The 11,421-nt window shown below is 48.8% G+C and carries 12 protein-coding genes; 4 read left to right on the top strand and 8 right to left on the bottom strand.

Going from position 1 to position 11,421, the window contains the following annotated elements; genetic code table 11:
- Positions 1 to 14: 14 nt before the first annotated feature.
- Positions 15 to 1,016: a metal-dependent hydrolase gene (locus DFR27_RS10335; RefSeq protein ID WP_121877391.1), complete on the top strand. Its 1,002-nt coding sequence runs from the start codon at positions 15 to 17 to the stop codon at positions 1,014 to 1,016.
- A 65-nt stretch (positions 1,017 to 1,081) separates the two neighbouring features.
- On the opposite strand, the gene DFR27_RS10330 is transcribed toward DFR27_RS10335, so the two are convergent.
- The 6 genes from DFR27_RS10330 to DFR27_RS10305 form a co-directional block, all read right to left on the bottom strand.
- Positions 1,082 to 1,759, bottom strand: coding sequence for a class I SAM-dependent methyltransferase (locus tag DFR27_RS10330; RefSeq protein WP_121877390.1), 678 nt, complete (start codon positions 1,757 to 1,759; stop codon positions 1,082 to 1,084).
- A gap of 126 nt (positions 1,760 to 1,885) precedes the next feature.
- Positions 1,886 to 3,133: a hypothetical protein gene (locus DFR27_RS10325; protein ID WP_121877389.1), complete on the bottom strand. Its 1,248-nt coding sequence runs from the start codon at positions 3,131 to 3,133 to the stop codon at positions 1,886 to 1,888.
- The gene (locus DFR27_RS10320) at positions 3,130 to 3,831 is read right to left on the bottom strand and encodes an ABC transporter ATP-binding protein (RefSeq protein WP_121877388.1); all 702 of its coding nucleotides are present in this window, start codon (positions 3,829 to 3,831) and stop codon (positions 3,130 to 3,132) included. The genes DFR27_RS10325 and DFR27_RS10320 overlap by 4 nt, the downstream gene beginning before the upstream one ends.
- Before the next feature lie 52 nt (positions 3,832 to 3,883).
- On the bottom strand, positions 3,884 to 5,116 hold the full coding sequence (locus tag DFR27_RS10315; protein ID WP_121877387.1) for an ABC transporter permease: 1,233 nt from the start codon (positions 5,114 to 5,116) through the stop codon (positions 3,884 to 3,886).
- Positions 5,113 to 6,330: an ABC transporter permease gene (locus DFR27_RS10310; protein WP_121877386.1), complete on the bottom strand. Its 1,218-nt coding sequence runs from the start codon at positions 6,328 to 6,330 to the stop codon at positions 5,113 to 5,115. Before DFR27_RS10310 ends, DFR27_RS10315 begins: the two co-directional genes overlap by 4 nt.
- Positions 6,327 to 7,085 carry an outer membrane lipoprotein-sorting protein gene (locus DFR27_RS10305; protein ID WP_121877385.1) on the bottom strand — a complete coding sequence of 253 codons (759 nt, stop codon included), beginning with the start codon at positions 7,083 to 7,085 and terminating at the stop codon, positions 6,327 to 6,329. Before DFR27_RS10305 ends, DFR27_RS10310 begins: the two co-directional genes overlap by 4 nt.
- Positions 7,086 to 7,306: 221 nt before the next feature.
- Between DFR27_RS10305 and DFR27_RS10300 the strand changes: the two genes are divergently transcribed.
- The 3 genes from DFR27_RS10300 (at position 7,307) to DFR27_RS10290 (ending at position 8,366) form a co-directional block, all read left to right on the top strand.
- On the top strand, positions 7,307 to 7,537 hold the full coding sequence (locus tag DFR27_RS10300) for a hypothetical protein (protein ID WP_121877384.1): 231 nt from the start codon (positions 7,307 to 7,309) through the stop codon (positions 7,535 to 7,537).
- A 20-nt stretch (positions 7,538 to 7,557) separates the two neighbouring features.
- Positions 7,558 to 7,890, top strand: a complete 333-nt coding sequence (locus DFR27_RS10295) for a DUF1289 domain-containing protein (RefSeq protein ID WP_211327621.1) — start codon at positions 7,558 to 7,560, stop codon at positions 7,888 to 7,890.
- A gap of 224 nt (positions 7,891 to 8,114) precedes the next feature.
- Positions 8,115 to 8,366: a GlsB/YeaQ/YmgE family stress response membrane protein gene (locus DFR27_RS10290; RefSeq protein WP_121877383.1), complete on the top strand. Its 252-nt coding sequence runs from the start codon at positions 8,115 to 8,117 to the stop codon at positions 8,364 to 8,366.
- 47 nt (positions 8,367 to 8,413) lie between these two features.
- Here the strand turns inward: DFR27_RS10290 and DFR27_RS10285 are convergent, their stop codons facing one another.
- Together DFR27_RS10285 and DFR27_RS10280 are read right to left on the bottom strand one after the other, a co-directional pair.
- A complete protein-coding gene (locus DFR27_RS10285; protein ID WP_245962653.1) occupies positions 8,414 to 10,279 on the bottom strand; it encodes a DUF885 domain-containing protein in 1,866 nt (621 codons plus the stop codon).
- Positions 10,280 to 10,310: 31 nt separating this feature from the next.
- Positions 10,311 to 11,315: a zinc-binding dehydrogenase gene (locus DFR27_RS10280; RefSeq protein ID WP_121877382.1), complete on the bottom strand. Its 1,005-nt coding sequence runs from the start codon at positions 11,313 to 11,315 to the stop codon at positions 10,311 to 10,313.
- Between the last annotated feature and the right edge of the window lie 106 nt (positions 11,316 to 11,421).

The following is an 11,421-nucleotide window of genomic DNA, read 5'->3' as shown; positions in this document are numbered from 1 at the left end:
ATCGAGAAATCTCCATGGATCCCGTTAGTCAAGCCGTCGTAGGGGCAGTCATCCCCCAATCCGTTGCAAAATCAGAACACCTATTGGCGGCCTGCTTCATTGGCGCGCTGGCTGGAATGGCCCCTGACCTAGACGTACTAATCCGCTCCACTTCAGACCCCCTATTGTTCCTAGAATACCATCGTCAGTTTAGCCATTCATTGATCTTTATTCCGATAGGCGGGCTAATCATGGCGCTGCTCTTACACCCCTTAATAGGGCGTCGTAATAACCTAGACTTTCGTCACACACTGCTTTTCGCCACCCTAGGCTTCGCCACGCACGGGCTATTAGATGCCTGTACAACCTATGGTACGCAGCTGCTTTGGCCCTTTAGCAATGAACGAATATCCTGGAACATAATTGGCATCATCGATCCACTGTTTACACTTCCAGTGCTAGGCCTTGCGATAGCCGCCGTCGTGAAGCGAAATCCAAAATGGGCACGAGTTGCTGTAGTCTGGGCGCTCATTTATCTAACGGTGGGCGCTCTTCAACGAGAACGGGCTGAGCAATTTGCCAGTACTCAAGCCACAGCGCGGGGTCACGCGCCACTTTCATTAAGCGCAAAACCCACCATTGCTAACCTCTGGCTTTGGAAGACAATCTACGAATTCGAAGGTCAGTTCTATGTTGATTCCGTGCATATTGGGCTGAATAGTACTTGGTATCCGGGTGAGAATATTCAGCGTTTAACTCCAGATCAGTTGCCGACCTGTATATCATCTAGCAGCCAGCAGCGGCGCGATATCGATCGCTTTAACTGGTTTTCACAATCTTTTACGGCGTTGCAGACAGAACCCGAGCTTCGCATTATTGACGTGCGTTACTCGCTAGTGCCCAACGAAATCAAGCCGTTATGGGGGATTACTCTGGACTGCTATGCAAGTCTTAGTGCTCATGCACAATACTTCACAAGCCGTGACCTTAACACCCCAAATAAAGTAGAGTTCATACGCCAAATTAAGGGTGAATAGGCGAATAGGCGAGTTTCTCACTCCGCTTGGAATCAGACTAAATGACTACACGCTGGGAGCTTTATTCACTCTGACTTTTCAAGAATAAGAAAAAGGGTCGAAAACTTATCCCCCTGCACCTTGGTTAAGCACTTAAGTCCCACGTGAGCCCACAGCGATTCGAGTTGATCACTGGTACGAAAATTAAGAGTATGACCTTTCATTATACCTAGGCGACGAATCAACTTTTCAATCAAAAGGTTGACTCGCCCCCCCAAGCCACTTCCCGTATCTCTAAAATACAGGCGGCCACCCGGTGAGAGTATCTTAACTAACGCTTGAGCGAGCTTAAGTTGCTGTGGCTCGTCTAGGTAGTGAAGCACATCAAAAAGAAAAATTGTGTCGAAGGCACTTGCTTTGAGATAGGTTGCATCTTCAACACTAAATTTCCAGCTGCGCATAGCCGGCTGAGAAATTTGCGCACGTGTTAGCGCCCGTTGAGCAGCTGCAATTTTCCCGGCGTCGAAATCTACTCCCACGAGTTGATCCAATGGCCGCGATAATCCGGCCAAGACCCCGTACTGACCTCGACCGCACCCCACATCAAGTAAACGCCCAAGGGACTGCCGTTCATCACATCGAAGGTATTGGGGAAGCGTTGCACTGAGATCGTCCCAGCGCAACTTACCCTGAACATAGAAGCGATGGCGGGGGTGGAGCGCACTGTAGAAGTTCGTTACCTGTTGGTGAATGGTCGATTTCATTGTTCCTCGTTCTCATTAGCACTATGTCAGCCCGTTTCGCTCTTCGGGAGTTTCTCGATCGTCAAACCCTATTGATGGTCTGGCTATTGCTCCGCTTGAGCGGTCAGATTTGAAATGAAGGCTGAGCTAAAAATACCAAGCAACCTGCAGGTAAGCGCTAACTCCAGAACTGAAAAACTGTTCGTGAATCGGTGCCTCTAGTCCTCCATACTCGGTCCCTTCAGCGCCTATTGGCAGCCCTACTACGCCCGTTATTCGCATACTCTCGGCAGCATCGTAGAGGCCCATTAGTTGCAGCATCATGGAGTGATCGCGGAGGTTGGTCACTGCATTAGTACTGACATTTAACAACGGATGAACCTCCATAGTCACATTGGCACCAAGATAGTTTCTCCCAAGGGTGAAGAGCTCCCCTCGATCTAATCGCTTAGCGAGCGCTTCATTGCTAGCGATATCGTCTACTTGGTAGCGGTCACCAGGAAGGCCAACACCGCTAAAAAAATATTCAATCGCCCCCGAGAAATTACTATTAAACGCATACCACGAATAACTTAGCCCACTTACTAAGTTCCAAAAATCATCATTAGTCGTTTGCGTGAAGGTTACATCGGACTGCCAGACGGCATCGCCAAGTGAGCTCGACCAACCCAAACCCAATATCCGGTCGTCATAGTGATGCGCAATTAATATACTTAACTCCGCATTTTCAACAAACTGATGGTAATGCAATGCCTGAGAAAACTGATCGCTAGCCACTTCACCAGCTTTGTTCCGTCTCACCACCATCAACCCTTGGAGATCACTACCACTCTCGAAGAGGTACTGACCATAGAGCATATCCGCACCACTTTTGTATTCACTATCAATGGCAAGTGGATCAAAGGGATTGAGTACGTCCATAGGATTAAAGAAGGTACCATTGCCCCAGGTAACCGCTTGTCGCCCAAAGTTCAGACTCAGCTTATCCCATTGATAGCCGATATTGATCCGATCAAAACGGTGATAGCTTTGCTGATTATCGGAACTACTAATCTCCCAACTGAGCTGCCACCAATTACTAGCATCTAGCTCATTACCCCCAACGTTGGGTAGTCCCGGCGTAGGCGGAAGGCTTAATGAGTCGCCATGAGTGACAACTAGCTGATAAGCCGTTTCCAGCTTCCACCCGCTCCATGAGTCACTCCAATTCAACCTAAGTTCACCACTCCCATCCTCCCACGTGCTGCCTACCCATGGCTGAAGAGCACTGTTCGATGGAATATGGCTGTTCTGATACTGCCCCTTGATATGGCCATTCACATTGGCTTCACATACATTCGCAGAGAGTAGCGCACCGCCTAAAAGCACCACGGGAATTAAAGATAAGGGCTTCATAGCACTTCAACAGCATCCTGAGGCGTATCACTGACAATCTTGCCATCCACCATCCGAATCATCCGTCTGCAGTAGGCCATCGCACTTTCATCATGGGTGGCGATAACGAAAGTTATGCCATGCATCGTATTGAGCTTTACAAAGAGTTCCATTAAGTTCTTTGATGACTTTGAATCCAGATTCGCGGTGGGCTCATCCGCAAGTACAAGTGACGGTTCAGAAACGATAGCCCTAGCCACCGCAACACGTTGTTGCTGCCCCCCAGAAAGTTGAGCAGGCCGACGATGTTCAAGTCCCGCTAAGCCTACCTCAGCCAAGATTGACAGCGCTTTTTCACGACGGATATCAGCTGCCACGCCTTGCACCTGCATCACGAATTCAACATTCTCACAGGCTGAAAGGACGGGGATTAAATTGTAAGCTTGAAAGACGAAACCCACAGTATTTAGTCTCATCTCTGCTCGATCGTGTTGCGATAAGTTATCAATCCGAACCCCATTGATGGAGAGTTCACCAGAGTCCAGTTTATCGAGGGCACCGATCGCGTTGAGAAGTGTTGTCTTTCCTGAGCCAGAGGGCCCCGAAAGGCAGACAAACTCCCCCTTTTCAATGGTCAGAGATACCTCATCTAGGCCTTTCACCACAGCATCACCCTGCTGAAAGCTTCGATTTAGATTTTGACAGTGAATGACAGCCATTTATTCTTCCTTCTGAGCCAGTGGCTTTAACTTTAAATGAACATTAATTCCATTAACTGATTGAGTTGATTGCTTTGATTGGATCTAAGCGAGAAGCTCGCCACGCGGGTAATACACTTGTAAGAAGCCCGAGTATCACCACGACTAAATTAGCCATTACAGCGTCTTGAAGGCTGAGGCTGGGTGTTAAAACTGGCGCCATACCAATGCTATCTAAGCCCGTGGCTACGGCCGATAGATCAAGACCATCCCGAAATAAGAACAAAGTCAACATCGCTAAAGCATTGCCAACCATGACCCCCAGCAACAGCAGCAGTAGTGTTTCAATTAACACTTGAGCTAGGATATTGGCGGGTTTCAGCCCTAAAGCCATCATAAGCCCGACCTCTCTAGTCCGCTCGAAGACTGCCATGATGAACGTATTAGCCAAACCGAAGGACATAGCAATAAAGACAATTGCTATCCAAACGACAATAAAACCGTTCATCGTCGCCATCATGCTCGCCAGATATGGATCAATTTCTCGCCAATTCCTGAGTGTTAAGTTCTCATCAATTAGCTTATCAACTTCCTCTTGAACCAACTCAAGTCGTTCTTCATCCGCCACAAATAACGCTATCTCGGTGACCCTATCGGTAGCCTGTGTTAACGACTGAGCAAAACCCAGACTACTGTAAACAATACTCTCCTCAGCACTTGCCAAGTCGGCTTGATAGATACCTTCAACTCTGACTCCCCGCTCTCGAGTTGCTGATTCAAGACCTTGAGTAGTGATAACTATTCGTCTTCCCACTGTGGTTTCTAAACGTTCTGCCAGACGCCGGCCGATGAGTACACCGTTACTTTCGGATCCAAGTTCTCGCCCATCGATAAGCTCGATACCAAGCCTATCTAGGGGTTCAGCCACGGGATCCAAACCGATCAATGTGACGCCGCGAAAATCTCGTTCACTAGTAATGACACTAGCAACTTGAAGTCTTTCTATCATGGTTAGTTCGACATCGGCAGCAACGAATTCAAGCAGCGCCTGCGGTTGTGCAGAAAAGCCGTTTTCAATATTCGGGTCAAGCAGGTACTCCGACTGATTGATCTGAAGATGCCCTGGCAAAGAGTTAATACTGCGCTCAGACATATCTTCCATCATGCCGCGAAGTATCGCGGTAAGTATGATCATGGCCCAAATACCCAGCGATATCGCTAACAACATAATGGTAGTTCGACGATGATTCCGCCATAGGTTACGCCAGGCGAGTTTGGTAACGAGTGTGTTCATCAGCGTCATCATGATCTCATTGCCTCGATCGGCTGTAAGCGCTGTAATTTTCGAGCTGGGTAGATTGCAGCTAACAAGCTCCCAAAGAAGACTACCGTTGGCCCAATTAGCAGGGTATTGAAGTTAATTAAAGGATAGAGTCTATCGGGAATCTGAAAACTGTAATTGGCTTCGTCCATTCCTGGGATAGCCAGTCCTGTATAGGCCAATACCGACGCCAATGCAGCCCCCAAGAGCACGCCGAAAATTAAACCAATTGCCGCGAGCATAGCTGTTTCAATGAAGATAAGTTTCGCCAGTCTCCAGTTACTTAAGCCGATTGACTTCATAATTCCAAACTCATGAGTGCGCTCGAGCACGGACATAAGCTGGGTGTTAAGAACACTGAAGATCACTAGGGCAATCAGAATGCCATACATCACCATCGCGCTGGTCAAATCGGCTTGAATAGCTTCCTGAAGACCTGGATTAAGCTGTTGCCAAGATAGTACTTCGATGTCTGAGTTCGCCAACCAGCCTTCAATACGATCACGATAGACATTAGCGTCGTCCAGATGAGGGACTTGAACCATTATTTGGTGAACGTCCCCTGCCATGGCGAACGCGCGGTCAAAGTCCTCAATATGAATCAATACCATCGCTCGATCTAGCTCATCGGAGCCAGACTCAAAGCGAGCCTTCGAATTCAACATCCCCGCGGCAAACGAACCATCTTTAGCCGTTCCCACGAAACTAAACTCATCACCCTTTGAAACCCCAAGATGCCGAGACAGAAGCGACCCGAGAACTGCTTCGTCGCTTGCGATGGCAAGGTTGTCTTCCGCCAACACTGATCCTACCGAGGAAAATTCACTTTCGGAACTGGGTTCAACACCAACAATTTGGACTCCCGCACTGCGCGTTTCCGTGGCTGCCAAAACAAATGACTCGCTCCGAGTAGTGACGAGAAGCTTGGGATAATTATTACGAAGTGACTGCGCAAGATTACGGCCATTAGGAATCGTCTCGCGGAGGCTAGGATCATCGTTGTACCCCACCTTCGACAGCTGGATATGCCCGCCAAAAACCTTTAGCGTAGTATCAATCATGCCATCATAGGCACCCATCTGAACGCTAATACCAAAGACCAAAATAGCATTACAAAACACAATGGCGGCAATAGTAATCCAAGTCCGTTTCGCTCTTCGCCATAGGTTTCGCCACGCTAATGCAAATTCAGTATTCATTGACGCGGGTTTCTCAAGTTTGCTTGCGTGAAAGTAGAGCCGCTCAACGCCACGTCAAACTCAATGGATTGCTGAACGATCTCAGTCCATTCATCATCGTTATCGGCTGGCTGCATACGAATTCGCGCCGCAACTTTCCTACCATCCATCTCCACGATGTCGGAACTCACCATATACTTAACCAGCTCGCCATCCTGACTCCAAAATTCCTGCCGCAGAATCACATAATCAGCGCGAATGGTATAGACCTCTTTACCCCAAACAACCGGGGCATCCTCATGGGGTGTAGATTCGATCACGTAAGTCGTTATGCCCTCGTGCTCACCTTGATCAATCAATACATGGGTGTAGTTATCCAGCACGTCGGTCGACTTTGTGATGTCCTTGTTCGAGAAATCACTTCCCATCCATGATTGAGCCATCATTGACGATGGAATCTTGATGACCCGATTGATTCGTGGCGCATAGCTCCACATGTCATCGCCATCAATTAAAGTAGCATTGCCGGCGTCTTTGGCCGGAGCTGTGACACGTACGAGAGATTGATCGTCGCCCTGGGTCCAAGCCTTCATACTCATGCTGCGTTCCCAGTCACGACGATGAATAGTCATGGTCACCTCACCCACCGAAGTCAATCCCCGCCAATTGTCCACGGTGGCTCGAATAATAGTTTCGGCATTAGGTTGCGCTTGAGCTGACCCTGCACATAAGACGAAGACGAGAACCAAATAACGAAATAACTTGAAGCTGAGCATTCTTAATAACCCCATCTTGATATAATCAATGAAACTGATAACTCGCTCTCACTGAGTAGGAAAACCCAGCTTATCAACTAAGCTAAAGATTAATTGATGATGCAGCATAAAGTCTGTATTGATGCGCTTGAACTTGTCTCTCACTATTAAAGCGTAAAGGCGGAGATTTGGCTAATCGACGATTGCAAGTTAAACTGTTAGCTCTACCAAGAGGATCTTCTATGTCTCGATCGCGCGCCAAACTTCTGTTACTGGCAACATTAGCCGTCTTTCTGCAGCTAGGTTGTGCCTCCACGTCAGACGATATCGAGCAAGCTGGTGATTCAACTGGGGAAGCCTTAAACACTGCCGCTGAAAAGACGGGGGAAGCCTTAAGTGATGCGTGGGATGCTACCTCAGAGGCCACAAAAGCGGCGGCTGATTCGGCGAGTGATACCATAGATGATGACTAGTTGGCTTGGGGGATGAGTAAATGATTGATCAAGGTCAGCTTTTCCACATTCCTAACCCCTGCCGAAATATTTGCGAAGTGAATAGCAAAGGTTTCTGTAAAGGCTGCTATCGCAGTCGGCAAGAGCGTTTCCACTGGAACGACTTCAGTGACTTCCAGAAACACCTTGTGGTTCAGCAATGCGGCCTCCGTGAACGTCGCCTTCAGGCTGCGCTGCGTTTAAAACGCGAACAGGAAGCACTTGATCTTCAGCGTCAAAAGACTCAGTTCGACCTCTTTGGAGAACCCATTATTTTTGAAGATCCTGAAGTCATCGAAGTTGAAGAGTTTAGTCCACAGCTGCCATTACTTTAGCAACCGTTGCAGGCAATTAAACTAGCGGGGCAGCTAAATTCCCATCGATGACTCCTCAGTAATTCGGTCACAACTCACTTCAGCCATCGGCCAACGCCAACGCCAACATCGTATTAAATCCCTTAGGGTTCTCATCAGCTGGGTTAAGTAACGTTTTACCAGAATCTCGCATTTTGGCTGATTTCGCCTAGCCTTGGTTGATCGACTACTCGGGAGGATTTTTTATGGAACTTGAAGCTATTGGCATTATCTTGGTAATTGGTGGCGTCGCTGGCTGGCTGGCGGGAGCTCTGCTAAAAGGCGGGGGGATGGGACTAGTTGGCAACATTATTGTCGGAATTATTGGTTCCGTGCTTGGCGGCGTTATTTTTCAGGCGGCGGGTATCAGTCTCGGAGGCGGATTAATTGGCGCCATTATCTCCGCGACGGTTGGCGCAGTGATTTTGCTACTGGTGCTCGGCGCCATCAAAAAATAGCAACACAAAAGCTCAAGACCTCGACAACAACGTCTTGAGCTCAATGCTTACGAGCTTAATTTTTCCGCAATATACTCATCAACTAATTGTGTGAGCAATGATAAGGGTACCGATCCATTCGTTAGGATTACGTCATGGAATTCTCCCCAATCGAAACGATCTCCCAGCGAGTTTTGCGCTTTACTGCGAAGCTCCCATATCGTTAGCATTCCCACTTTGTAAGATACCGCTTGCCCAGGCCAAACAATATAACGGCGAACTTCCGCTTCAATATCACCCTGCGTCATAGGCGTCGCCATTAACATGTAATCACGGGCTTCCTGCTCGGTCCAACGTTTCGAGTGAATGCCACTGTCTACCACTAATCGAGCAGCACGGAAGACCTCGTAGGACAACCGACCGAAGTCTTGGTACGGATCAGTAAAAAACCCCATATCCTTTCCAAGCATCTCAGAATAGAGGGCCCAGCCTTCGCCGTACGCAGAATACCAAGCTAATCGTTGGAACATTGGCGCATCCGTCAATTCCTGTGAGATCGAACTTTGAAAATGATGACCGGGAGAGCCCTCGTGATACGCTAGCGTCTCTAACTGGTAGGCTGGTAGTTCGCTCATATTTGACATATTCACGTAGTAGGCGCCCGGACGCGTTCCATCTAATGAGCCGGGCTCGTAGAAAGCGCCGGTAGCCGTCTTGATGCGATAAGGTTCTACGGGTCGAATTTCCAAATTTGCCTGCGGGAGCGTATTAAAATACTCGGGTGCCTTACTCAGCATCTCCGTCTGAACTCGCTCAGCCTCCGCGAGGTATGCCTGGCGACCAGCTTCGTTATCAGCGTAGTAAAACTCGGGACTAGTTCTAAGGTGCGAAAAGAACTGTTGTAATGAGCCCTCAAAACCTACCGCAGCCATAATGGCGCGCATTTCCGTATGAATCCGATCTACTTCCGCAAGTCCGAGTTCATGAATATCATTCGCATCGAGATCTGTTCGCGTGGTGTACTCCTCGAGTTGTGCCTGATAAAAGTCCTCGCCACGAGGGAGCTTCCAAACCCCGTCGTCATCGGTCGCGTTTTGAGCATGCTCGTTCATCGTTGCAATAAGGTGCTGATAAGCTGGTAATACATCGTACAGCAGTGCGTCTTTGCCCTCTGCTAACAACTCTTGGCGCACTGATTCGCTAACATCAAGCTCGGCGATCTTAGCGTTGAAGTCGGCCCAAAGGGCCGAGTCGTCGCCGTCAGAGAAAGGCGCGCCACTAATTAGCCCCTGAGCCGTTTCAATGATAATTGGGTAGGCAAAACTTGGCGGTTGAACGCCCGCTGCAGCAAGATCATCAGCCCGTTGCGTATGGAGGTTAAGTGTCTCATCAAAACTTTCTAAACGAGAAATATAGGCTTCAGCATCCGCCGTTGAATTGATTGAGTGATAACCAATTAAGACCGTGGACATATCCGTGTGCGGCCCAAAGAACTGGGTGAATACGTAGCGATGATCATTGAATTCAGCTTGGCGGATGGTATTCATCGCGATAGCAATAGCGAAGTCATAGCTAACTTTGGCGGCAGGATTTAATTGCTCTCGATCAAAGTCAGTTCGTAACGTAGCGAGTGTTTGCTGTGCACGAATTAGCTGCTGAGCGATGGCTTCATCCGAAACATCGTCCCACTGCCCATAAGCCTCTTTGTCCTCGGTTTTCCCGAGGTAGGTTTGGCTCAATGGCGAGCGAGCGAGCTCAGCTTCGAACTGCTCGGAGAAATAGCTATGCAGACGCTGAGTCTCTGAATGTTCAGTTTGCTCTGCTGCGACTGTCTCGGTTCTTTCATTCGAATTACGAGTATCACACGCCGTCAATAACGTTCCAGACAGGATAACTGAGATCGCCATAGCGAGTTGTTTCGATGATGTTTTCATGTGTTCACCTTAATATCAAATATTATAGTAGCTAACGTACTAGCACTACCTTGCCTATTGTATTGCCACGCCTTAGCATCTCAATCGCCGCAGGTGCCTCAGTAAATTCAAATTCGTGCCCCACGTGCGGAGGCTCGGTAGTAAAGTCCTGCATTTCTGCCATCAGTCCAGAGAGATAGGATACATTTTCATAGAGCCATATGAGATTAAACGCCATCACCGATCTATTATCACTGATCATTTTCATGACATCGTACTTAGGGCGCCTGAGATATTTCAGCGCAGCCCCAAAATAGTTAGGCCGACGCTTTCCTGGTGTGAATTCGGCCGCTCCGAAGACAATAAGCCTGCCCATTGGTTTAAGGGCATTGAAACACGCCTTCTGAACGGCTCCCCCTACCCCATCTAGAACGAGGTCAACTTCAATCCCTTCGCGGCGCAGTTGCGCAGAAAAATCATCCTCTCGTACCAGTATGTGCTCAGCTCCCCGCGTAGCAAGAAAGGCACGCTTCGCCTCACTTCGAACGGTACCAATGGCAGTAGCGCCCATTGCCTTAACCAATTGCATAGCCTGCAGCCCCACCCCGCCCGCTGCGCTGTTTACCAAAACCGAATGATGGGGCTTCAGCGCTCCCAACTCCCGTAGCGCATAGAAAGCAGTGAGCGTTTGCACCGGATAGGCGGCACCCTGTTGGTAGCTGTAACCACTCGGAAGTGGAGAGAGGTAAGCGGCAGGCGAATCAATCACCGAAGCATAGCCGCCAAAGCGAGTCACTCCCATGACTCTATCCCCTAAAGCATACTCACTGGTCTTGGAGGCTACTACCACACCGCTGAATTCTAAGCCCGGAGTAAAACCACCTTCGGGCGTTGCGCTATAAAGCCCTGTTAGTGCGAAGATATCAGCGAAATTAAGACCAACGGCCTTAACCTCAACCCGTACATGGTTATCGGCAAGCTCGGCCAGTTCATCCCGGACGAGGGATAATCGTGCTGTATCACCAGCTTTTGGCGTATACCAACGTGTGCGTTCCATTTCGGTTCTCCCGCTAAGCGCTGCAATATGAGGGGGGCATGCCCGTGGTAAAAAAAAGCCGCAACATGGGTTACGGCTTTTTTATTATGCTAAGACTTGCGAAGTG

The organism is Umboniibacter marinipuniceus (genome assembly GCF_003688415.1).
GTDB lineage: Bacteria > Pseudomonadota > Gammaproteobacteria > Pseudomonadales > DSM-25080 > Umboniibacter > Umboniibacter marinipuniceus.
Note: the sequence above shows the minus strand (reverse complement) of the source record. Positions and strands in the feature narration are given on the sequence as shown.